Consider the following 24,927-nt stretch of genomic DNA (forward strand, 5'->3'; position numbering starts at 1 on the left):
CAGAGAAATCCAGGACTTTCTGGGACACCGTGATATAAAAGACGCTGAAAAATACACCAAGCTAAATGCTCGACGCTTCCTGAATTTTGATTGGGGTAATTTATAGTATTCCATTTTTTATAATATAGTTAGCTATAATTAATATTAAAATTATCAATTTAAAATTGTAGATTTTTTATGAAGTGCATTATATGTAAACAAGATAAGCCTAATGAAAATTTTAGTGAAGAGCATATATTTCCTGATAGTATTGGTGGAAATATTAAACTAAATTGTGTTTGCAAACTATGTAATGATTTTCTTGGACATTCAGTAGATTCATTTCTTGTTAATCATGATTTTGTTAAATTGTACCGTCTTATTTTAAAGATACCTGGAAAATCAGGAGAAATTCCAAATCCGTGGAAGGAAGTGTATCTTACTGAGACTAACGAAAAAATTCAATTTATATTCGATAGGGATGGTAATCCTCAAGGACTAAAAACATTTACCAAAATTCAGAAAAATTATATAGATAATAAATTAGAATTAAAAATCCAAGCTGACGCAAAAGATAAAGATATACTACCAGGAATTATTAATAAAAAATTAAGAAGAGATGGGTTAAATCAATTAACCGAAAAAGAAATAGAAAAAATTATAAATCCTCAATCAATCATTAGATATCGACCACAGATTTATAAAAAATTTTCGATTGATTTATTTCTTTATAAACGTGCAATTATAAAAATTGCATATGAATTAGCTTATTATTATCTTGGTTCTACTTACCTAAATGATGAAATGGGGGAATTGTTGCGGTTGACTATTAAGGATAAATCTCCAGAAGGAAAGCAATTAACTAAATATCCAATTGATGCTTTTATTGAAATTTCAGGAACAATGTTATTTCCTTATTTTAAGAATGAACATGAGCATCATATTGCTATAATAAAACGACATAAAGATTGTCTAAAGTGTTACATTAGTATTTTTGATGTTTTTCAAAGTATAATTACTGTTAGTAATGATGCAAATCTATATCAAAATTTTAAAGATAAATTTATAGCAATTAATGCTAAAACAAGAAAATCACGACAATTAGAACTTGAAGAAGAACTTTTAAGGATAGCAAACGAAATATGTGGCACTACTTCTAGTTTTGAATTATCTGCTGATTTTTAAATGCAAAGATATAGGCATTACCGTGCCAGAAAAGGTTTTTTGTACGCTAAGAAAAATTATGAGCTACGACCGCGCAACGACTCTGCTCGGTCGGGGCTTTTTCTGCTTTGTATGGCTCGCGCGTCAAAGACATGAATGAAGCGAGAAGAGTTTGAGACTCTAATTCCACGTAATGGCTCAAAGGTGTAATACGATTTCTTACTAAAGATGTTGTTCTTTAGGGTGGCAGTTAGGTCGAGGGGGAGTATTATCTCCCCCTCGACCTAACTGATACCCAGCTCCTGCTAACAATGATTATCATTATTATTATGTTAATAATTCATCTTTAAAAGTCCGTTGGGAGTACGGTGTCCTCCAACAATTCACAATCATACCTTGAGCATTCAATATTCAATATTTAGATGCGTTCGCGCTGTTCTGCTTTTTGGGAGACGCTACGCGAACGCTGCGCTAACAGCAGTTACGCTCGTTCGCTCTTAGTGTCTCCCCTTGGGAGAAGGCTCGCTAGCGTTGTGCTAACACCATTTCTGCTTCTGAAAACGCAACTGTTTTGTAAATTAACTAAGTGTTTTTGTATACAAATATTGTAACTGCCAATTACTACTTTTGTAGTATCAATTTATTGAAAACCTAAGACTATTGGAAGAATACAAGTAATTTTTTTTTAACTACAACTCTAAGCAATAGAAGAGTTAGAACAAATCAATTTGTCCCAACTTTGATAATTAAAAGACATACAGCAAGCACAAGAGGCAATGGTCATGAGTACGGTCATGAACCAACGGGTCAAAGTTGAAAAGACTTTAACCATTAACAAACCAGTAGATGAACTTTATCGCTTTTGGCGTAACTTTGATAACTTGCCACGCTTCATCAAGCATCTCAAAGAGGTGAGGGTATACGACGAGAAGCGATCGCACTGGATTAGCAAAGGATTCTTAAATGAAAGCGTTGAGTGGGATGTAGTCATTACCGAAGACCGAGAAAACGAATTGATTGCCTGGACTTCGGTTGAAGGCGCAGCAATTGAAACCTCTGGTCGCGTCCACTTCAAGCCAGCACCTGGGAATCGTGGCACTGAGGTAAAAACAGTCCAAGAATTTACCCCGCCTGGGGGTGCGATTGGGGCTGCGTTGACGAAGCCCCTCGCAGACATTGCTAAATTATTTGGTGAAGACCCAGAACTGCAAATTAAAGAAGATTTACGCGGCTTCAAAATGCTGATGGAAGCAGGCGAGATTGCCACAACAGAAGGTCAACCGCGAGGTTAATAAATATTGCTATGAAAGCTGTTTGTTGGTACGGCACTAACGATGTGTGGGTGGAAACAGTGCCAGACCCAAAAATAATTAACCCCCGCGATGCCATCCTCAAAGTTACATCAGCAACCATCTGCGGTTCTGACTTGCATATCTACGATGGCTACATCCCGACGATGGAACCGGGTGACATTATTGGTCACGAGTTTATGGGAGAAATCGTTGATATTGGCAATGAAGTCAAGAAATTGAAAAAAGGCGATCGCGTTGTTGTTTCTTCCATGATTGCCTGCGGTCACTGCTGGTATTGCCAACAGCAGATGTGGTCGTTGTGCGATAACTTACCCCTAACAGAAGCCAAGCATGGCTTCGAGCTGTTCAACCAAAGAAAAGACCACTGCATAAAAGTTAGGTTACAGCCTTGAGTTGGGGACTCACAAGAGCAGGGGAGCAGAGGAGACAAGGAAAATAACCACTGACAACTGACAAGTAACTACCGACAAAGGACTAATGGCTATGAAAGCAGTTTGCTGGAACGGTGCCAACGATGTACGGGTAGAAACAGTACCCGATCCAAAAATCATTAATCCGCGTGATGCTGTTATTAAAATCACGACAACAGCAATTTGCGGTTCTGATTTACACCTTTATAACGGCTACGTCCCTACAATGGAAAAAGGCGATATCCTGGGTCATGAAATGATGGGGGAAGTCGTTGAAATAGGTAGTGCCGTCAAAAATTTAAATATAGGCGATCGCGTGGTTGTACCATTCCCTATCGCCTGTGGTAACTGCTGGTACTGTCAACATGACTTCTGGTCATTGTGCGATAACTCTAACCCAAACGCTTGGTTAGCAGAAAAATTCATGGGTTATTCACCCTCTGGTATTTTTGGCTACTCTCATATGCTAGGTGGCTACGCTGGTGGTCAAGCTCAATATGCCCGCGTTCCCTTTGCCGATACTGGTTTGTTTAAGATTCCTGATGGACTAACAGACGAACAAGTAGTGTTTTTAACAGATATCTTCCCCACCGGATATATGGCGGCAGATAACTGTAATATTCAGCCCGGTGATATTGTCGCAGTCTGGGGGTGTGGCCCAGTCGCACAATTCACAATTAAGAGTGCTTATCTACTTGGTGCTGAACGAGTCATCGCTATCGATCGAATTCCCGAACGCCTACAGATGGCTAAAGATCAAGGCAAGGCAGAAATCCTTAACTATGAGGAAGTAGATGTTGGTGAAGCCCTCAAAGAAATGACAGGTGGACGCGGCCCAGATGCTTGCATTGATGCTGTGGGGTTGGAAGCACACGGCACGGGTCTAGAAGGAGTATACGACGAAGTAAAGCAAGCAGTGCGTCTGGAAACAGACCGGCCCCATGTGCTGCGGCAAGTGATGATTGACTGTCGCAAAGGCGGTCACGTGTCAATTCCTGGTGTTTATGTCGGCGTTGTAGACAAAATACCTATGGGTGCTGCCATGAACAAAGCCTTAGTATTCAAAATGGGACAAACGCACGTTCATAAGTACTTAAACACGTTACTCGATCACATCCAAAATGGCAGGATCGATCCATCTTTCGTGATCACCCATCGTCTACCGTTAGATGAAGCACCCCGGGGTTACGAAATTTTCAGAGACAAGAAGGAAAACTGTATCAAAGTTGTACTCAAACCATAAGGCAGGAGAAAAGACACGGAGAGTGGGAGACGCAAAGACGCAAAGAAAGAACTCTCCGTGTCCTTCTAATCGATGATATCTCTATCGGGTGATGGGCAATGCAGGAATATCCCCAGGCACTCTCACTCTTGGTGCCTTAGTTCATACACTTGGGGTTGTTATGGTATTGAGCCGAGATGCACAACTTTCACGTCGCGCATCTCGGCTCAATACCGTGTAGGTGTTTTACTTGAGCTTTCATTTCAAATGGTATTGAGCCGAGATACAAGTAAAAAGCAGCAAGATGGTCTGGAAACTCTTGCTATATATAGGGTTCAGGCATTTTTAAGTAAAATTGGCTCTATAGCGTAAATCTTGGGTATGTATCGCTACAAGAACTAGAGTTTTTATTAATTTTATTTACAGGTTTTACGGGTTGAACGATGAATATCTTTCGCAGTAAAACCCCTGAAACTCTTACAGGCAATGAATTATAGCCCCAAGTATTAGCCTCCTACCACAGAGTATTTATAATTCTCTTTGGTAGGCGAAAAGCAAATATGGGGTCAGAAGTGCCAGTGCATTCATGCACAAATTCTCATTAGATATGAAAAATAATAGAACGTATATATAGCAACGCTTTCCAGACCATCTTGCAGGTTTTTACACGTATCTCGGCTCAATACCTTAAGGACTTCAAGCCCTTGCTGTACCGTGTTAAATAGCTTCAAATTAATTAAAAGTCTAGCAAATCCACAATTGTCTTGACCAATATCTCTGGTTCCACAGGTTTTGTAATGTGGCCTTGGAACCCTGACTGAAGCGCTTTTTGCCGATCAAAGTCCCTCGCATAAGCGGTCACGGCGATCGCTCGAATTGTTCCTCCTTGATGGGGTGGGCGGGAGCGAATTTGCCGTATCAGCATATAACCGTCCATCTCAGGCATACCGACATCGCTGACCAGGAGATCAGGAATGAATCGATCTAGCACTTGCAATGCCTCCAAGCCAGAAGCAACAGCAATTACCCTCGCTCCACTTTGCTCCAGCAAAAATGCTTGAAACTCGCGGGTATCCGTATCATCATCCACCAGTAGAATTTGCAGATTACTTAAAGGATTTTTCGTCTTTTCTGCTTTAGCCTGAACAAGTTCAGCTATAGTCGGGATTGTCTGCTGAATGACGGGCAGTTGTACCGTAAAGATCGCGCCTCGATCTTCACCTAAACTCTCTGCCTTGACCGTTCCCCCATGCATTTCTACAATTTGTCGCACAATCGCCAGCCCTAACCCTAATCCACCGAATTTACGGGTTGTGGTGGAATCTGCTTGACGGAAATACTCAAACACATACGGTAGGAACTGCGGATCGATTCCTTTTCCGGTGTCACTCACCCGAATCTGAGCCAATTGATCGAGTTGTTTCAGTTCAACGATGACTTGTCCACCTCGAGGAGTGAATTTGACGGCATTGGTAAGTAAGTTCCACACAACCTGCTGTAAGCGGTTCGCATCGCCCGAGACATAGGATACTGTCGTGCTAAGGTCAAGCAATATCTGAATGTTTTTGGCTTCTGCTGCCAAACGCACCGTTTCGATTGCCGCAGAAATCACAAAGGTCAAGCTAATGGGAGCCGCTGTTAAAGTCAGCTTGCCCTGCATGATGCGGGAAATATCGAGCAGGTCTTCGATCAGTTGCGATTGTAGTTTGGCGTTGCGCTCGATCGTTTTCAAAGCTTCAGTTTGCCGAGGTAGATCGAGTTTGCCGTTTTGTAGCAACCGTATCCAACCCAAAATCGGGTTCAAGGGCGATCGCAACTCGTGCGAGAGTACTGCCAAAAACTCATCCTTGATCCGGTTGGCGCGGTCGGCTTCCGCTCGGGCGGCTTGTTCGCGGACAAGGAGTTGTTCCCGTTCCGCCTCAATGCGTTTTTGCTCAGTGATATTGAGTACAGTGCCAACAAAACGTTGTGGGTTCCCACCTGCATCAAAGTAAGCCTGTCCTCTTGCTGCAATCCACCGTTCCACCCCATCCTCAATCCCAATCGTCCGATATTCTACGTCATACTTGCCGCTGCTTGCTGGGTTCAAAGTCCATTGTACTGCCTGTTCTAGTCGTTGGCGATCGTTAGGGTGCAGCCCTGCAAAAAAGACCTCAATGCTGCTTTCGGCTTGTGGTAGTAACCCAAACATGGCTTTACAACCCTCATCCCAAATCAATTGATTGGCGATCAGATTCCAGTCCCAGGTGCCTAATTGGGCGGACTCGATCGCCATGCGAAAGCGGTTTTCACTGTCGCGCAAGGCTGCTTGGGTCTGCCGTTGCTCAATCAGGTCAGCAGCTTGACGAGCGAGTAAATCGAGAAACCGCAACTCGCGATCGCTGGGTTGGCGGTACTCTTGCCAATGCGTGGAAACCATGCCAATCGGTTTACCAGAACGGGCGATCAGCGGGGTGGACTGCCCAAAGAAGTATCCAGCCTCCACATGTATTCGCAATGAACCATCAGGGTCTTCGCTCTCCGGCACATCAAAGTCAATGAAGGTGCGATTGCCATTTTTGAGGGCGATGCCGCAAGACGTGTTAGAACTGGCATTCACGCGGTGAAAATACTCAGTCAGGTTTGGCTCAAATCCCTGCGTGGCAAGCAGCACCAAGTCTTGTGTTGCGGTATCGAGAATTTGCACAGTTCCGGCATCTGCCCCTGTAAGCACGATAGCGGTTGCCATAATCTCGTCATAAAGTACCTGAATATCGGTTTCGTTAGTGAGTTGCACGCTTAGGCCATGCAACAGTTGTGTATCTCGAAGGTCGGCTGCAATGGCTGCTTCTGCCTGTTTATGATCGGTAATATCGGCAAGCGCACCGGGAAACGCAATCGAGTTGCCTGCGGCATCATATTCAACCTGCCCGCGTGCAGTGAGCCAACGCTCCTCGCCAGTGGCAGTATGAACGCGGTATTCAGCCGTATACTCCTCTCCCGTCTCGATCGCCTGCTGGATGGCGGCTGAAACGCGAGGACGGTCTGACTCATGTATCGAGTTGATAAAGAACTCGATTGGCAACCCTGCCGTCGTTGCGTCTGCTGGGTCTACGTTAAACAGGTGAGCGAAGGCAGCATTGACAACAACGCGATCGGCCGGAATGTTCCAACGCCAGGTGTAGACTGATCCTGCCGCTAAAGCAGACTCCAACTGCACATGGGCTGATCGCAGCACCAGTTCTGCTTGCAGGCGTTCGGCTTCTGCTTGTTTAAAATCGGTAATATCTCGTGAAATTGCCACCAGTTGCACAACCTGTCCAGACGCATCTCGCACAGGTGTGATCCGGCTATCCCACCACTTCGGTGTGCCCTTGGCAGTCACGAGATAACCTTGGAATTGTCCGATGTTGCCCAGGGTGGCAGCCGCTAAAGCAGCTTGGGCATTCTCGTAATCTTCGCCCTGCCAGCGATCAACCCAAATTGTATTCAAGATAGAAGTCGGATCATCGATTTCCAAGAGACACAGCCCACCGGGACTGATGTAGACGATTTCGCTGTTCAACGTTAAAACTTTGATGCAGTCTCTACTGCTGTCCAGAATGCGTTGCTTTAGCTCCTCAGATTCGCGTAGGGTAATTTCTGTTTGCTGACGCTCTAGTTCTATCGCAATGCGATCGGCGAAGACTGTTAGCAACGATTCTGCTAGATGCACATTCTCTAGTGGCTGACCATGCATTACCCCTAACAACCCTAACGGTGTGCCGTTCGAGTCAAAGAAGGGAGTCGCTACATAACTTTCGATCGCAAGCGGTTTAAGCAAGGGCGCATTCGGAAATTGAGCTTGCACATTGCGCGGGTAGCAGCAAACTTTTCGCTGCTCAAGCACTTCCCAGCATGGCGTATCTTGCAAGAGATATTCAAAGTTTTCGACGATTCGACCGTGAGCGCAGGTGGCGATCGTTCTCAGCCGTTTGGGGTCATCACTCTCGACCAAGCCAATGTAGACATAATCGGTGTCTAAAACATTGGCAAAGTGCTGTACCAATGCATCAAAAAAAGCGCCACCCGTTACTGTCGCTACGCCTTGCGTGATTTCCAACAGCGCCGCATCGACTTGAGCAATTTTGTGAGATGCCAATCTCAGTTCCAGTTCATCGACCACTATTGCTGCCAGATCCACCAGAGTGGCTTGCTGCTCTACGCTCAAAGGGTCGTGGGGCTGACTGTCGAGCAGACACAATGTTCCCAGATTGAAGCCATCCTGACTGAGCAGGGGCGCACCCGCATAAAACCGTACTCCCGGTTCACTCTGCACAAACGGATTGCAGGCAAAGCGATCGTCGAGTCGAGCATCAGGAATAATCAGCGGCTCGTCTGTTAACACCGCAAAGTTGCAAAGTGTATCATCACGCGGCACTTCGCGGGCATCAAAACCAACGCAGGACTTGAACCAGGCTCTTGACTCATCAACCAGAGAAATTAGCACGGTCGGCATATTAAACAGCCGTGCTGCCAACCTAGTAATGCGATCAAATGCTACTTCAGGAGGGGTATCAAGAACCCTGTAGCGATGCAGCGCGGACAACCTCTGTGTCTCGTTTGCAGTCATAGACTTAATTAATCGCTTTTGCGGCAATGCCTCAGACATATTTTAATGAAGGCGCTGTATCTGGCGTTTAGTAGTGGAGTTTCTTCTCCTACCCAAACTAATCACAAAGGTTTAGACACTCTCATGTTACCTTGCTCGTCGAGACTTCAACTCTGATGAGTAACCGAAAAACCTATAGCCGCTTTACGGAAGTGTAAATCTTTCCACAAGCTCACACGACAGCTTGTAAATAAATGTTTAACTCAGTGGAAAATTATGAATAATATTAACCAAATCATTTTAGAACATCTGCGTTCTGGGGGAAAAACTTCTGGAGAATTGAAAGATTTGTCTAATTGTAGTTACAGCGTCCTCGACGAGGCTTTGCGCGAACTGATTAATGCTTAAGAGATTGAACTAGGATGGAGTAACGATGATTGCCCTGTGAGAATTTACCAACTCAAGCGCTAATATTGATGATTTTCTAAAGGGATTTCTCACAGCGAAGCTGCCAATAGAAAACCCTGGAAAGATGCTAACTCTATCGAGATTGCAATTTATCCGGGGTTGTAAAGTATCTATTTATGTCTCATCAAAACGTAAACTTATCAAGGATTTAAGTCGGCTAGGTGATTATTGTAGAATTTTCTAATTTGAAGTCAAGCACTGTCTTGCCATTCGTTCTTAGAAATAGTTAATTCTTTTGGCTGACACTGTAAAATCTGGAACCGAATTTCTTGATTACCCTCCTGTTCTAGATCCTCTATATAGCCAGGTAGGAACCAGTAAGCCTCCTTTGGACTAATAAAAGGGCCAAAGTAGTAAGTACAGTTAGGATGATTAGTGATAATTTCTATCCACCAAGCAAATTCAGACGGTTCCTGTTTTAAATTATGTGTCAATTTCATAGCAACCTTTGCAAGTTCAAGATATGAGATTTGACTGATAATGGTTTCAGACATTTCCAGGCAATCAAAAGCTTCGGCAAGGGCTAAATCCTAAGTTCTCAAGAAATTTAGAAAAATTAAGCTCCTCTTGTGAGTTTTACAGGTTTTGTGCTAATTTACTTATCTTGTCAGATACTAGAGTAAATATACTTAGCTTCTCAAAACAAATAATTATTAAAGTTGTTCCACCAAACAGTAACTCAAGCAACTCTTAACTTCTGAGGCGGCGAAGCAGAGTGTCTGCCTCTGCCTGCAACAAATTGGTTGGCTCGACAAGTGGATTTATAGCAGTGGCAGACACCAACTATTTGAGCTTTCTAGGTTTTGAGTTGTGCCATCGCCTAGAGAGAGATTCCTTTATCTTGTCTTCTTAATTGTTGTTCTGCTGATGATCTTATTTGTTGCAATACGCGCTCTGCCTCTTGCCAAAAAATTATATCTCCTGTTTCTACTGACCCCACATTAATCGGTGAATACTCAAGCTCACCTGACGAGTTTCGGTTGACTGCCACTCGAAAACTCTCACCTCGTTCATCATGGGTAAATACCAGTTCTCTACCCTGCTTCTCTAGAGTGGCACGTTTGAATCTAAGGCTATTTGAGCCAGTTTCTCTTAACTTCCAGTTGATTAATTCAACAGCAATAGGCACAGCCATCGCTAAAAATTCCGATTCAATACGCTGTTTTTCATCGAGTGACTGTTCTGGTTCTGACTTTTGAGTTGCCAGTTGATTGCTAGCGATAAGTACCAATTCTCTAGCTTCATCTTGTGTCCATCCGGCTGGACTGGCTTGGAGAATTTCTTCAACTTCACCGACTGGCTTATCATCTTTGAGCGCCCTCATTGCAATTTCTTTGTCTCGGTCAGTCACTAATAAGTTTTGCAATTCGGTGCTGTAATATTTGTATAATTCTGCTCTTTGTTCCTCTTTAAATTTTGGTTTATCTGTGGTTGGAATTTGAGCTTTATTAAGAGCGTTCGCATCCACTGTTCTTTGTTCACTGTGGAGTTGCTCTAAATAAACAATCACTGTTTCCAGTCCGTCGAATGTGGTTATTCCGGCTTGTAGCTGCTGCTGATACGCGGACAATTGCTCTGTTAATCCTAATACTGTTTGGGTTAAAGCAGACTCGATAGCTGATTGGTCAATATAATCAGAGATTGATAAAATGGCTCTTTTTTCTGCATGAGATTGCAACTCAGCCGTTAACGCTGTTTCAAAGTCATTGAATGCAATTTTTGAAGCTTTTAACTGCTGCCAATACCCGAACAGTTGTTCTTTTAATTGTGGTAACGCCTCAACCAAGGCTGATTCAACTACTGACTGTTCAATAAAATCAGCAACTGCATCCACAGCTTTTTGTGATGAAAGTCGTTGCTCAAGTTCAGTAATCGCCACTAATAGATCGTCGAATGTAGTTTTATTATTAGCTAGCTGCTGGTGATATTGAGAGAGTTGTTCTGTTAATTCTGGTAAGGTTTCACTTGAGGTTGACTCAACTACTGACTGTTCAATAAAGTCAGCAATTGCATCCACTATTCTTTGTGATCTAAGTTGCTCTTCTTCAGCAATCGTCGCTAATAGCTCGTCGAATGCGGTTCTACCTGCTTCGCTCTGCTGCCGATATTGAGAGAGTTGTTCTGTTAATTGTGGCAACGTTTCAATCAAGGCTGACTCAACTACTGACTGTTCAATAAAGTCAGAGATTGAATTGATGAGTTGTGAGTTGGCTTGTTGTTCAGTATCTGATTGAGTTGGGGTTAGCTGGGATATAGTTTCGGCTAGAGTTGGAGTTTTAACAGGTAATATTTTCGTTACTAGTTGCTGATTAACTTGGTTATTAGCTACAGATTCTAAGAAATTATTTAACTGTTTAATTTCGCCATCGTCCCTTTTTGGGTCGTAACTTATCCCTAATTCGGTCTGGAGCTTCGTAAAGGAACACTTATATTTATTGAGATTACCTCCCTGTTTCCAGAGTAGACGAGGGCTACCATCTTCATTAACTGAGCCGACATCAATGCCAAACTTGATGCCCCTTACCCCGCCGTGATCGTAATAACTGACGATAGCTTTAACTTGATGCTCTCTCCATAAATGCTCAATTAGCTGGGGCATTGTGGGTTTATTCACTGCAACTTGTTCAATCGCTCGGCGCATTATTTCTTCGCCTGGAAGTCCATCGTGTTCGACTCGTTCCAATTGATTACGAGTCATAGCTTTCTGCTTACTCTCCCAACTACTCTGTACTTGGGTTAGTTTAAATTCTCGCTCTAGTAGTCGGGCAGAGTGTTCCGAGTAAGCGTAATTATTCCAGGTACGAATAGATTTGCCATCTAGGTTATTGACTCTAGATGCAACGATATGGGTGTGGTCGTGTTCTTTATCGGAGTGCCGCGCTATGAAGAAGTCATAAGCTGGTAGTTCTGTCTCAATAAATTCATCAACTAGCTGTTTTAGTTTGGTATCTGATATTCTTTTTTCTGGCTGTTTGACTTGGGATTCATCACCTTGAAGCCGTGATAGTACAATGACCGATGCCAAGTGACGTTGGGACAGATTAGCTAATACGTCATCATTTAGTGTTCTATCAGTCTGAGGTACACTAAGCATTAGGTGATAACATGGGTCTTTAAGTTGGGGGTTAAGGTGGGCTGATAGGGTAAACTGCTCGACCAGTTCATTGGTACTTTTACCATACATATTCCCGCCAATAATCTTAGCTTTCTCTTTCTCTAAGACGTATTTGGTAGTACCACGAAATGATTTATTAGCTTTCACTTTGGTAATCACTACGCTACCCCTCTACCGTAGATTGAGTAAGTGATTGGCGAGTCTGTTCTAAAAGTTCTGTCAGTTCCTCAATAGTTATCAGATATGATTTCACCTCCACCGTCAACGGTTGGCTACCAATTTTCACAGCTTCGTTAATAGCTCTGGTCTGCTGATTCAGGTTGTTACCAATCTTCTTTAACTCGTAGATAGCCTGTCTATTCACTTCGGGAATGACTAACTTAGGATGTGGCAAAGGGTAATCAAATAATCTCGCTCTAATATAGTCACTTTGCACCACTCCACTGCAACGCTGTTCTAATCTAGCTTTCTCGGTAGAGCTTACCCTAAACGTGATGGTTATTTCTCGCTTCTCATCTGGTGCTACTGACCAATTACTTAATGTGTCAGCTAGTTGATTACTGAGATTGGTACGCGGGTCTGGCTGCATAACTGGTTAGGAGTTCATTTATCTGCTTATTCATTTTTCACCGGGTTATTCGCTGTAGCTGCTATGGCGCGGAGCGCCGAGCAGGTAGGCGAATAACCCGGAACCTTTTCTCACTTATTAACCCCTTGAAAAGACTTGTTTAAAGGGGGTTTGGGGGACACCCCCAACAAGCAAACATGACGCTTTACCCGGAGGGTAAAGTAGCACGAAGTGCGTTACGGCGTATTGCTTGCCTATGCCCCCACGACGGGCTAGGGTAAACCAGAACCAGGGGGCACAACCGGAGGCTGGGGGAGTATGAGACTTTGGCGATCCACGAGTGGCTGTCTGCAATCACCTCGGTGTAAGCGAGGGCATGGTCTATTGGGCAATGCTGGCCATACTAGTGATACAAAGGATGTTGATTCATGGGTAACTGCTTTTTTAGACTAGTCTACCTCACGAAGATACAAACCATTTTTTGTTGATATTCGTCACATCACGACAAGAAACTTAAACTTTTTTTGACCACGAATTTTTTACAATGGAATAATTTATTACTAGTGCTGAATATGTCGCGCAAACCGAAAGCTGTCCCTCTATCAAAAATAGAAGATATTCAAATCAGTCTCAAACAGAAAGCCGCGACACCTAAAACTATCAGCGTGTCAGATTTAGTTCTCAGTTTGGCTAAACCTATTCAAGATATGTTGGATGCTGGCTACTCCTATGAAGATGTTTCTGATGTGTTTAAAGGTCATGGGGTAGAACTGGCGGCCAGTGGTCTGAAGAGTTTTCATAAAAAGGCAACAACAATAAATGATAATAATTCAAGTAATGAATCATCATCTAAAGCGGTTGATGAATCAGTTAATTCTGACTCCGAACCAGAATTAACTGATTCATCAACCTCAAATAATGACTTGGTTTTACCAGTAGAGCCAGATAGTTCACCACCTGATAGCAGTGAACCATCCGGCTCATCATCAACTAAAACTAGTAAACGAAAGAAAACAACTCCTAATACTTCTTCCCAATTTAATATCACTGATAGGAGTGAATTATGAAACGTATCGTGATGATACTGGGGGGCAAGGGTGGTACAGGTAAGACTGCCTTTACTCGCTTGCTATTGGATGTAATGCACAATAAAAGCATTAATTATCTAGCTTATGACGCAGATACAGAGAATCCAGAACTGTACGAGTACTATCAAAACTTTGGCTCAGGGGTAAGGCTGTTAAATTTCCTAGAAGTGGCAGAGGCGAAACGCTTCTTTACGGAAATCAAAGCCGAATCACCCGACTCAATAATAGTAGATATGCCGGGGGCATCAAGCAATAAAACTAGGGAGATTATCAGTAAGTTTGGGTTATTCAAGATTGCAGGGGATTTGGGTTATCGAGTAACGCTGGTGACTGTGCTTAACCTTGGGTACTCGGTAATAACCAGCTTAAAAACTATGGCTGAGTTCTGTGGCGATAAAGCAGATTATGTGGTGGTAAAAAATCTCTGCTGGGATAAAGGTTCAGGTTTTCAGCGCTGGGAGAATAGTAAAACGTCTGCAGCTATAGCCGAACTAAAAGGCATAGAAATAGAAATGCCAGAGCTAGACTACTCGACCTTTGACACGTTGACAGAAAAAGGTCTACCTTACTCGGCTGCGACTGAAGAGAATGGTTTTCCTTTTGGGGATTACCTACTAGTCAGTGGGTTTTTAGATCAGGCTAAACCAGAGCTTGAAAAAGCTGGGGCTTATCTGGGGTTACAACAACCATCAGTTATACCAGATGCTTTAGAGAAGGCTACAACATCAAAACAGACAAAAGTTACTGCGTCTACTTCTCGTCGAGGTCAGAAGAAAACTAATGATCAACAACAATAATGGCAACGGCAATCACAGCAATCCTCACTCTGAAACTGCCGATTCCGTAGAGAGCAGTGAACAGGGTGAGGTCAAGATAGCACTAGGCAGATTATATAGAGAGTTTGAAAATTTTAAGCAATCACAAAAAACTGAACGCGAAAGAGATAGGGCGGAGTTACAAGCATGGGCGCAAACGAATTTAATTCAGAATCAACTCCTCAGCAAAGCGATGGTGACAATCGAGATGCTAACGGGGGAGTTGAAGAATCAGAATCTCTGCTCGAACGAGTCCGAGCAGAGCAACGAGAATTTGAGGCAAGAATTAACTCCCTTACTGACGCAGTTAAAGAATATGCCCAAGTCCTCAGCGACATTAGAGAGCTTAGAGTTCAAAGGGCTGAAAAGCGAAGTATTGCAGTTGAGGCAGAACTGGGACTCACTGTTGATTCACACGAAGAACTTGACTACGGTTATTCAGGAGTTGAAGAATACCCCTCCCCCCAAACCCATCACCATAGAGAAAGAGGTTTATCGCGCTGAACCCATAAGTAAATATGGGACGATGGGGTTGTTTACTGCATTATTTACTTTGTTGATTTTCCTTGGATTCAATCAATTTATTCCGGTAAATATCTCGAACGATATCGACATCTATTTGAGAGCAATTTTGCGGCGTACAGATTATAGTAATGCCAAGCTACAACGGGTAGAAAAGCGTTTGGGGACTGACCCAAATCGAAGATGAAGGGCAATATATAGCGATTGGGGCAAACAGGCTTAAGGTAATACTTGCCCCAATCATACAAATAATCAGAGATAAGAATCCACAAGTTTACCTTGAGTTGACCACTTCTCATCAAGAAGTCTACAAGCAACATAGACAACTTTTTGACTTCTTTACGCTTATGTTTTCCATTTATCCCCCAGCAACGGACAGTGAAATCACTTTGATAACCTAAAACAAGTGCAAGCTCATCATAAGTTAACTGCCATTTTTTCTTAAATTCTATTGGGTGCATAAATTTAGATCCATTACTAGGATTCAGGCTTTTGATGTCTTGATGTCTTTGAACTAAGTGCTTTCTTAATGGCTTTTTGAGATTGCAGTAAGATTAAAAAACGGTAAAGCCTAACTTCTCACTACCGTTCAATTGCTTGGATTCTATAAGTTGTGCAATCGCACACCTTAAATAGCGAACACTAGGTTTATCTTCGCCCCACTTCCGGCTATTTCTAATTGTTGCGGCTCGCAAACATAAACGCTCCGGCTTGCAAACAAGAAGATTGTTGGCTCAAATTAATTGCAAAAAGAAAAGGGCTTCGGCTTACATTATGGTTCTTGGCAACTTTTGATACTGCTGGCGAAATATTGCTTAACAAATAAGTTGGCTCCATCAAGAGTTATTTAGGATCTAAAAAGCGATCGCTTGAGGTATGATTTGATGTCACTGAATCCACAACCGGGCTATACTGTACCAGCAGAAACGGCTAAAGTTGCCAAAGCTATTTTTACGAAGGGTAACCTCTGCATCACGATGGCAGATCGCCTTGACTCCTTTGTGAGCGACCAAGATTTTAGTACATTGTTTTCTCACCAGGGACAACCTGGAGTATCACCGGTACGATTAGCTCTAGTCACAATCTTGCAGTACATTGAAGGACTCACAGATCGTCAAGCTGCTGATGCTGTGCGAAGCCGAATTGATTGGAAGTACCTCCTGTGTTTAGAGCTAACAGATAAAGGGTTTGACCACACTGTTTTGAGCGAATTTCGCACTCGCTTGATCGCTCAACAAGCTGAAAGTTTAGTGTTTGATCAACTCCTTAGCTGGTGTCAACAACAAGGCTGGCTGCAAGCAAGAGGTCGCCAACGGACAGACTCCACCCATGTTGTCGCAACTATTCGGGCAGTGACACGACTGGAGTGTGCTGGAGAAACGCTGCGGGCTGCATTGAATGCGCTGGCTGTTGTTGCACCTGCTTGGTTGCAAGCTCAAAGCCAGCCTGAATGGATAGAACGTTATAGCGAGCGCATGGAAGACTATCATCTACCGACTTCAAAAGCAGCGCGAGAGGAACAAGCTCATGTGTATGGCGAAGATGGAAAACAGCTGCTTGATGCAATCTTTGATGGTCATAGTCCAGAATGGTTACAACAGGTTCCAGCAGTCGAAACACTACGACGAGTATGGGTACAGCAATACTATGTATGTAATAACGAGATTTATTGGCGAACAGAGCAAGGAATACCACCAGCTACATTAATGATTAGTTCACCCTATGATTTAGATGCTCATTATTCAAAAAAGAATACAACATCATGGGTAGGATACAAAGTTCATTTGAGTGAGACTTGCGAACCTAATTCATTACATCTAATTACAAATGTTGAAACGACGGCGGCACCCATTGCTGATGGTGATGTAACTGAAGCAATCCATACTTCACTTGCTAACAAGGATTTGCTTCCCAGTAAGCATATCGTTGATACAGGATATCTAGATGCCGAATTGTTGGTAACCGCTCAACAAGAGCATCAAGTTCAATTGCTGGGACCGACCCGCTCAGACCTACGCTGGCAATCCAAAGCAGGTAATGGATTTGCAGCGAGCGATTTTAAAGTTGATTGGCAACAAGAAGTTGCCATTTGCCCCGAAGGAAAGACGAGTACATCTTGGACACCTGCAATCGATGGTCGAAACAATGAAGTAATTAAAATTAAGTTTGCACGAGCTGACTGCGCCAATTGCCCCAGCCTGCATCTGTGTACTCGTACCAAAGAAAAGCGACGGTTGGTTACACTTCGTCCAGAAGCACAGTACAAAGCATTGCAAGCTGCACGAAAACAAGCAATGACTGACGAGTATAAAGCAGACTATGCTCGACGGGCTGGAATTGAAGCTACTCTCTCTGAAAGCATTCGCGCTCATGGACTCCGCCATGCTCGATATATTGGATTAGCGAAAACTCATCTGCAACATTTGATGACAGCAACAGCAATTAACTTCAAGCGCATATTTCACTGGCTGTCCGGTATTCCACAAGCTACCACGCGAACTTCGCAATTTGCAAAGCTTATGGCTCAGTCGGTAGGTTAAGCAATATTTCGCCAGCAGTATCAAAAGTTGCCAAGACCCAGAATGTGGTTTCAAAATCGCCTTGTTTGCAGTTTTATCGCTGGATGTTTGCAGTTCGCTACATCTATATTAATGATGTGACCGTGGCCCTTCCATCTGCTCTGATGAGTGCGATCGCAATCTAACCCCAACTCCCAAGCCACATCCTCTAAGGGCAAGTCGCGCAGTTGTTGAGTTTGAGATTCTAACAATTGCACCCGTTTTTCTAATTGCTGTCGCTCCTTCTCGCTAGCCCTAGCCCGTTGTTCTGCCCTCTCCAATCGTTCTATCAAGAACTTGCGGTCAGCCAGTTGGTGGTTAATCGCTTGGAAGTGTTCATCTGACTGAATCCTGTCTACATAACTCCTAGCTGATTCAAACGGTGTGGGTGCTAATTGGTTATTTGTAATGACTGCGGTGAGTGGTTCACTGTTAACCGCTTGGTAATATTCTTTGACTTTAGTGTGGGTTGCCTTACTGCCCTTGACCCCTCGTTCAATGCCCAAAGGAGCGAGTGCAGCAGCATAACTATCTTGGAGTTTGGATAACTTAATTCTTCCCTGTCCACCTCTACCGCCAAACATCGCGTCATGACTGACTCTCCCGGTTTTTTCATTCAGTGGCACGATGTAAGCGTGGATGTGTGGGGTACTTTCATCTAGGTGAAGTTCTGCCCTGACGCACTTTAACCCATAGTTTTCAACTAGCCAGTCACGAGATGCGATTGCCCACTGCTGCATCCTCTCATCAGACCACTGCCCCGAAAGAGATGGATCACCAGGGCGGAAATATTCAGGTGATGCCGAGAGAAACATTTCGGTGCATAACACCGCATCATGCCGTGGGCGATGCTTGAGCGTAGAGATTTTTTCTTTAACTATCTCTTCGAGTGCGCGGTCGTCTTCTCCCCCAATCAACCGGACATTCTCTCTAGTTGGATCTGCGTTGGGTGTTTCTCTATTCCTGGTAACATGGTCATCACTCCCGGCAACGTTGCCGAATGTTTTTAGTTTCTCAATCCTGAGAATTGTTAGTGGCGACATAAAGATTTATGCTACAAATGCAGTGCAAGTGTAGTACGAAAAAACCCCTTTGGGCGAACGGCGGTTTCATGTCACGAGCGCAGCGAGAGATGGCGCAGCCACCCGCAGGGCATGAAACCATAGTGAGTATGTATGGTATCACTTCTACAAAACCCTAAAATCCACTTTTGGGGGAGAAATCGCCCTTACTGCCTGGTGCGAAAATACGCCCAAAACTACCTCTAGGGGGTATAACGACAGTCGTTTGGTACAGTAAAGGGGTACTTAGGGGTAGTTTACGGCGCATTTTGACAGTCATCGAAATTTGGTATCAATCAATACAATGGCTCACTTATAAACTCCTATAATTCGGTAGGAATGCAGGACATGGAGCAACCTAATTTGGAAGTGCTTTCGATTAAGCGCAGTCACGACAGTAGCGATGGCCAGTTGCTGCAATTTTTACGAGAGCGAGAGCGTAAAATGTCGGGCAGAGGTTTGACTAAAATTGTTTTGAGTACTTTGAGAATGTGTTGGGGGCCTTTTGTCATGAAGCGTATTGGTGCTGACAGCGACACTCTCAAGATTGCTGTGATTTACTCTATCTCACAGTTGGAATTACAGATTCGCTTGCTCAAGCAATTACTTGAGTAGACACTTGCTTTGATCGTGAGAGCGATTTGCAGTCTATCTCGAATGCTGGGTTGGCAAGTTGAAGTTAGGGAGAGGGATTTTTGAAGTATAAGTGCAACACAGCCGTAATATAGAAACCCCGCCCGAAATTGGGCGAAAAAGTAGCTCCAAGCTAGTGGCAACAAGGATTATAGGCTTTTTGATGAGAAATAGCAGATGCTTTTGGCTTAGTGCAGACTAAGCTCAGGCTTAGTCTACAACAACTTTTTTGAATGACTTACTGAAATTACTCAAATCCTAGAATTAGTCTAGGCTTAGTCTACGACTATCCTGGACTAAGCCAAAAGAAATTGTGATTGGATATACAATTTGGTGATTTCAAGACCACTAATTGCATAGACTTAGTGGTGATTATAAATGTGTAGCTAGTGTCCACTGATAATGACCAAACCTGGGATGAGGACACTGACGGTTTGATCGATTTAGAACTGTCATCGGAAATGAAACAGAAATACAAGCTGTTTGGTGTCGAGTAGTAGTTGAGAAAAAGCTCATTTCTTCAATTGCCTTGGACATTTCCTCTCTCCACCCCTGAACCCCCCCCGCAATACGGGGTAAATATAGCGAAGCTGTCACCAGGGGCAAGATAGGCTGAAAGTATTGTGGAGTCTGGGTTTGAGAAAAAGAGTTGATTATTGGATTTTAGCGGTTTTGACAGGCGTTTTATAAGCACAGCCACAAATTGGACAAAATCGGTGTCTCAAAGACAACACCAACTCACCGCAATTCGCACAGTTAGCTCGAATCGGTGTACCGCAGAGATAACAAAACTTGGCTTTGATATGACTCCACATAGGGTCAACCGCCGCGCCAGGATTCCAACATTGGGGACAAAACTTAACCCCTCTAACCTGAGATACTTCCTCACCCTTGATCACAGCATCAAAATATTCTTGAGGTACGCCAAGTGCGATCGCTAACCCTTGAAGTGTCCTACGATTAATTTTAAGCGTAAGTCCTCGCTCGATTTTCCCGACAGAGCGTCCATGTATACCAGCAGCATCCGCCAACTCAGACTGAGTTAAATTGAGTTTCTTCCTGACCCGTGACACGTAACTAGCAAGGGATTCATCGCTATTGGGAGTTTTAAAAGTATCCATAAAAAGCTCAGGGCTAACTCATAAAAAGATATATAATTTATCAATAAAAAACCAAGCGAGAGAATACAGAAACAACCGTGAAATCGGCTGTAACTTTAGCCACTGTCACGACCGAATTTCTAGAGCGTCCTGGTCTAGCACCAAGTACTAGAGAAACCTATGAACTGACCCTCGGACTTTTACTGCAAAAGTATGGAAGTTGGTCAATAGAAATTATCAGTAAGCAAACATTAGTTGAGTATCTAAATAATCTCAGTCATTTAAAATACACAACACACCACAAGCATCAAGCAATATTACAAAGTTTGCTTAACTTTGCAGTAGAACAAGGGTATATAAAATCCAACCCTATCCGGGGACTAAAACAACGTCTACCTGAAAGAGAGAAAGGCGAACATAAAAGCGACGAGACAATAAGATATCTAACACAATCACAACTAAATATACTATATTCTGCCGTAAAAGATGACTTACGTCTAAGTACGATAGTTCATTTACTGCATCGCACAGGATGCAGAATAGGAGAGCTTTTAGCCCTAAACATAGATTCTGTAGATATCAAGAACCAGAAATTTCAAGTATTAGGTAAAGGCAACAAACAACGCTGGTGTTTTTACAGTGATGACGCAGCCTCAATGCTTGCTAAATACTTGAAATACTCACGGCATCAAAATACGAATGCCTTGTTTACAGCACAACATCCAGTTACCCGAAAAGTAAGTAGAATCAGCTACCATACATTGCATGATTATTGGCGGGAGACAACCAATAAGTATCCACACCTTCAAGGAGTTCGCATTCACGATTTACGACATACATTTGCTACAGAACGAGTGGGGTTAATCAGTATTGAGGAATTATGCTCATTAATGGGACATGAAAGCATTCAAACAACTTTACGTTACGCTAAAGTCACCTCACAGAAATCAGAATCAGCTGCACGTCATGCCTTGAATATACTGATTAATTCCGACCAAAAAGCTGACCTTTAGGGCAATTATATAGAATCACTCAGTTCCAGTATGTTTTTCATCGAGAAACAGCATTTTATCTCAGTTAAAGATTGTTACCCCAAAGAAGATAGAATACTGTTTGGTTGAAGAGTGAGACTTAATGAAAAAAACCTGGCAGCCAGAAGAATTAGTAGAGTATTGGACGCTACTCCCTCTTGAATTAGCACTACTGAATCAGAAAAACGACGAAAATCGGTTAGGTTTTGCTATATTGCTCAAGTTTTTTGAGATTTATGCCAGATTTCCTGAGAATAATCAAGAAATCTCCCAAAATGTTGTTGATTATGTTGCCAAACTTTTAGATATTTCCCCCCAAAAGTACTCTTACTACGATTGGCAAGGACGCTCCATAAAATATCATCGCGCTCAAATTAGAGAATTCTTTGGATTTCAAGAAACCAAAGTTAGTGATGCTTTTGAGTTAACTAATTGGTTAGCAGAACAAGCACTAATTTATGAGTTAAAATTTGAACAGCTAAAACTTGCAGCAGTAGCGAGACTACGGAATTTAAAACTTGAACCACCGACAGATTCCAGATTAGAACGTATCATTCGCTCTGCTATCAGAAATTTTGAATCTAAATTTTTTCGGGACATAACTTCCCAACTATCTAACCAATCTAAAAAGTGGATAAATGATTTTTTGAAAGAGAAAGCTTCCGATCAGGAATTAGATGATACCACACAAACAAATCATGATAAACAACTGAATAATCCAGGAGATATCCAATTATCTCAACAGTTAGATGACACGAATAACTCAGAAATAAACACTGAAGTGACTAGATTAACATGGGCTGAATTAAAAACAGACCCAGGGAGAATTGGTGTAGAAAGTTTTCAAAAGGAAGTTGCTAAATTAGAGATTTTTGAGCAATTAGAATTACCAACAGACTTATTTAAAAACATCTCTACCAAAGTTCTCCAAGTCTATAAAAGTCGGGTAATTGTTGAACATCCTCGTGACTTACGCCGTCACCCAGAACATATTCGCTACACACTATTTACAGCTTTTTGTTGGCTCAGAAGTCAAGAAGTTATAGATAATTTAGTAGAGTTACTCATTCAGATTGTCCATCGCATAGGTGTGAATGCAGAAAAACGTGTAGATAAAGAGCTTATTCAGGATTTTAAACGGGTTCATGGGAAGAATAATCTACTATACCAAATGGCAGAAGCTTCCTTGAAAACACCTGATGGCACAGTCAAGGATGTGATTTTTCCTGTAGTAAGTGAAGTGACTCTCAAGAATTTAGTGAAAGAGTATAAATCTACAGGGAATGCTTACCGTGAGAAAGTTTATACGGTGATGCGCTCTTCTTATGGTGGATATTATCGGCGAATTTTACCGTTAATTTTAAACAAGCTCGAATTTCGTTCAAATAATGAAGTTCATCGTCCAGTTATTCAAGCGATATCTTTACTAAAAAAGTATGCTGATAGTAAACAGCGTTATTATGATGCTGGAGAAGATATACCCATTGAGGGGGTATTACGTAGTGGTTGGCAAGAAATTATATTAGAGACGGGAGCAGACGATGAAATCAAAGTTAATCGCATTAATTATGAGTTGAGCGTGCTGCAAGCATTGAGAGAAAAGCTGAGATGCAAGGAAATATGGGTTGTAGGAGCTAATCGTTACAGAAACCCTGAAGAAGATTTACCTGCTGATTTTGAGGCGCAAAGATTAGAATATTTCCAAGCTTTGAAACAACCATCCGATGTAGAAGTCTTTATTGCTAATTTACAGCAATCTTTGGAGCAATCATTAACTTTACTGGATAAAGGAATACCTAAAAATAGTTTAGTCACACTTAAAACGACAGGCAAAAGTCGAATTTGTGTTTCTCCTCTGAATCCTCAAAATGAACCGACTAATTTGACTAGGTTGAAAACTGAAATTACTAGGCGTTGGCGCATGACTAGCCTCTTAGATATTCTGAAAGAGACTGATTTGCGAGTTAAGTTTAGCCAACACTTTCAGAGTGTATCAACACGAGAGGTTTTAGGCGAATATACTTTACAAAAACGCTTGCTACTTTGTTTATATGGTTTAGGAACGAATACTGGATTAAAGCGTTTAAGTGATGAGATTAAAGGCGACAATTATCAAGATTTACTCCATGTTAAGCGTCATTTTATTCAGAAAGAACAATTACGTAATGCTATTGCCTGTATTGCAAATGCAATTTTTACTGCCAGAATTTCTACTATTTGGGGAGAGGGTACAACCGCCTGTGCTTCTGACTCGAAAAAGTTTGGTGCTTGGGATCAAAACTTAATGACTGAGTGGCACATCCGTTATGGTGGAAGAGGTGTGATGATTTATTGGCACGTTGAGAAGAATTCTGTTTGTATTTATTCACAGTTAAAAACTTGTTCTTCTTCTGAAGTGGCAGCCATGATTGAAGGATTATTACGCCACTGTACTGAGATGAAAGTGGAGACAAATTATGTGGATAGTCACGGTCAAAATGAAGTGGCTTTTGCTTTCTGTCATTTACTGGGTTTTCAGTTAATGCCGCGTCTTAAACGTATCAATGTTCAGAAATTATACCGTCCTTCAACTGGAAATAATGATGCTTATCCAAACTTGCAACCTATTTTAACTCGCGCTATTAATTGGGATTTAATTCGCCAACAATACGACCAAATGGTGAAGTATGCTACTGCTTTGCGTTTGGGTATGGCAGAAACTGAAGCCATCTTAAAGCGTTTTACTAGGGGTAATTTATTACACCCTACTTATCAAGCCTTGGCGGAATTGGGCAAGGCTGTAAAAACTATATTTTTATGTAAATACCTGCATTCGGTTGAACTGCGACAAGAGATAAATGCTGGACTCAACGTGGTGGAGAACTGGAATAGTGCTAACAGTTTTATTTTTTACGGCAAGGGTGGGGAGATTGCTACTAATCGTTTGTCTGACCAAGAATTAGCTGTGTTATCTCTGCATTTACTCCAGATATCTTTGGTATATATAAATACGTTGATGATTCAGGAGGTTTTGTCCCAACCACAATGGATGAAGTTGATGAAGTTGGAGGATTTGCGGGCGCTTTCGCCTTTAATTTGGGGTCACGTTAATCCCTATGGTACTTTTCGTTTGGATCTTAATGTCAGGTTGCCAATTGAGACGGGGTAAATGTGTCTAAAAATACGCTTTGTTCGTATGTCTCTTAATCTTATAGTCTGAAAGTCATCCACCGCAGTACTTTCAGCCTATCTTGCCCCTGGTGACAGCTTCGCTATATTTACCCCAATACGGAAAGTGAAAAGAGGGGTGAACTCTGAGGTGGCTTTTGTC

At 42.5% G+C, this 24,927-nt stretch carries 17 protein-coding genes and 1 pseudogene; 12 read left to right on the top strand and 6 right to left on the bottom strand.

Going from position 1 to position 24,927, the window contains the following annotated elements; all coding sequences use genetic code 11:
- The first annotated feature begins 177 nt into the window (after nt 1–177).
- The 4 genes and pseudogenes from NPUN_RS37045 (at nt 178) to NPUN_RS37060 (ending at nt 4,109) form a co-directional block, all read left to right on the top strand.
- Entirely contained in the window at nt 178–1,164 is a 987-nt protein-coding gene (locus tag NPUN_RS37045; RefSeq protein ID WP_012413385.1) for an HNH endonuclease, read from the top strand.
- Nucleotides 1,165–1,919: 755 nt separating this feature from the next.
- A complete protein-coding gene (locus tag NPUN_RS37050; RefSeq protein ID WP_234711217.1) occupies nt 1,920–2,435 on the top strand; it encodes an SRPBCC family protein in 516 nt (171 codons plus the stop codon).
- Nucleotides 2,436–2,446: 11 nt separating this feature from the next.
- Nucleotides 2,447–2,764: pseudogene (locus tag NPUN_RS37055) on the top strand (alcohol dehydrogenase catalytic domain-containing protein); the annotation flags it as partial.
- A 175-nt stretch (nt 2,765–2,939) separates the two neighbouring features.
- Nucleotides 2,940–4,109 (top strand): zinc-dependent alcohol dehydrogenase, encoded by a 1,170-nt coding sequence (locus NPUN_RS37060; RefSeq protein ID WP_012413387.1) that lies wholly within the window; start codon nt 2,940–2,942, stop codon nt 4,107–4,109.
- Between the two features lie 715 nt (nt 4,110–4,824).
- Here the strand turns inward: NPUN_RS37060 and NPUN_RS42650 are convergent.
- Nucleotides 4,825–8,718, bottom strand: coding sequence for a PAS domain-containing protein (locus NPUN_RS42650; RefSeq protein ID WP_012413388.1), 3,894 nt, complete (start codon nt 8,716–8,718; stop codon nt 4,825–4,827).
- 216 nt (nt 8,719–8,934) lie between these two features.
- On the opposite strand from NPUN_RS42650, the gene NPUN_RS44400 reads away from it, so the two are divergent.
- Nucleotides 8,935–9,066: a helix-turn-helix domain-containing protein gene (locus tag NPUN_RS44400; protein ID WP_272913991.1), complete on the top strand. Its 132-nt coding sequence runs from the start codon at nt 8,935–8,937 to the stop codon at nt 9,064–9,066.
- Nucleotides 9,067–9,317: 251 nt separating this feature from the next.
- Here NPUN_RS44400 and NPUN_RS37075 read toward each other — a convergent pair whose 3' ends face one another.
- From NPUN_RS37075 to NPUN_RS37085, 3 genes are all read right to left on the bottom strand, one after another.
- Nucleotides 9,318–9,566: a DUF1816 domain-containing protein gene (locus NPUN_RS37075; protein WP_012413389.1), complete on the bottom strand. Its 249-nt coding sequence runs from the start codon at nt 9,564–9,566 to the stop codon at nt 9,318–9,320.
- A gap of 380 nt (nt 9,567–9,946) precedes the next feature.
- Nucleotides 9,947–12,400 (bottom strand): relaxase/mobilization nuclease domain-containing protein, encoded by a 2,454-nt coding sequence (locus tag NPUN_RS37080; RefSeq protein ID WP_012413390.1) that lies wholly within the window; start codon nt 12,398–12,400, stop codon nt 9,947–9,949.
- Nucleotides 12,401–12,404: 4 nt separating this feature from the next.
- On the bottom strand, nt 12,405–12,830 hold the full coding sequence (locus NPUN_RS37085) for a plasmid mobilization protein (protein ID WP_012413391.1): 426 nt from the start codon (nt 12,828–12,830) through the stop codon (nt 12,405–12,407).
- A 503-nt stretch (nt 12,831–13,333) separates the two neighbouring features.
- Between NPUN_RS37085 and NPUN_RS37090 the strand changes: the two genes are divergently transcribed.
- The 4 genes from NPUN_RS37090 to NPUN_RS37105 all read left to right on the top strand — a co-directional run bounded on the left by NPUN_RS37090 (nt 13,334) and on the right by NPUN_RS37105 (nt 17,774).
- A complete protein-coding gene (locus tag NPUN_RS37090) occupies nt 13,334–13,876 on the top strand; it encodes a hypothetical protein (protein ID WP_234711219.1) in 543 nt (180 codons plus the stop codon).
- On the top strand, nt 13,873–14,694 hold the full coding sequence (locus NPUN_RS37095) for a hypothetical protein (protein ID WP_012413393.1): 822 nt from the start codon (nt 13,873–13,875) through the stop codon (nt 14,692–14,694). The genes NPUN_RS37090 and NPUN_RS37095 overlap by 4 nt, the downstream gene beginning before the upstream one ends.
- Complete coding sequence (locus tag NPUN_RS41440; RefSeq protein ID WP_041566786.1) at nt 14,678–15,421, top strand: hypothetical protein; 744 nt, start codon at nt 14,678–14,680, stop codon at nt 15,419–15,421. Before NPUN_RS37095 ends, NPUN_RS41440 begins: the two co-directional genes overlap by 17 nt.
- Before the next feature lie 697 nt (nt 15,422–16,118).
- Entirely contained in the window at nt 16,119–17,774 is a 1,656-nt protein-coding gene (locus NPUN_RS37105) for an IS1182-like element ISNpu1 family transposase (protein ID WP_012413395.1), read from the top strand.
- A gap of 50 nt (nt 17,775–17,824) precedes the next feature.
- Here the strand turns inward: NPUN_RS37105 and mobV are convergent, their stop codons facing one another.
- Nucleotides 17,825–18,835, bottom strand: coding sequence for a MobV family relaxase (gene mobV / locus NPUN_RS37110; RefSeq protein ID WP_336884967.1), 1,011 nt, complete (start codon nt 18,833–18,835; stop codon nt 17,825–17,827).
- A gap of 366 nt (nt 18,836–19,201) precedes the next feature.
- Here mobV and NPUN_RS37115 point away from each other — a divergent pair, with 366 nt between their 5' ends.
- The gene (locus NPUN_RS37115; RefSeq protein WP_148220529.1) at nt 19,202–19,468 is read left to right on the top strand and encodes a hypothetical protein; all 267 of its coding nucleotides are present in this window, start codon (nt 19,202–19,204) and stop codon (nt 19,466–19,468) included.
- Nucleotides 19,469–20,139: 671 nt separating this feature from the next.
- Here NPUN_RS37115 and NPUN_RS37120 read toward each other — a convergent pair.
- Entirely contained in the window at nt 20,140–20,607 is a 468-nt protein-coding gene (locus NPUN_RS37120; protein WP_012407622.1) for a double zinc ribbon domain-containing protein, read from the bottom strand.
- 77 nt (nt 20,608–20,684) lie between these two features.
- On the opposite strand from NPUN_RS37120, the gene NPUN_RS37125 reads away from it, so the two are divergent.
- Nucleotides 20,685–21,599 carry a tyrosine-type recombinase/integrase gene (locus tag NPUN_RS37125; RefSeq protein WP_012407621.1) on the top strand — a complete coding sequence of 305 codons (915 nt, stop codon included), beginning with the start codon at nt 20,685–20,687 and terminating at the stop codon, nt 21,597–21,599.
- 121 nt (nt 21,600–21,720) lie between these two features.
- Nucleotides 21,721–24,765, top strand: a complete 3,045-nt coding sequence (locus NPUN_RS37130; RefSeq protein WP_012407620.1) for a Tn3-like element ISNpu13 family transposase — start codon at nt 21,721–21,723, stop codon at nt 24,763–24,765.
- Nucleotides 24,766–24,927 lie beyond the last annotated feature (162 nt).

The organism is Nostoc punctiforme PCC 73102, assembly GCF_000020025.1.
Lineage (GTDB): Bacteria > Cyanobacteriota > Cyanobacteriia > Cyanobacteriales > Nostocaceae > Nostoc > Nostoc punctiforme.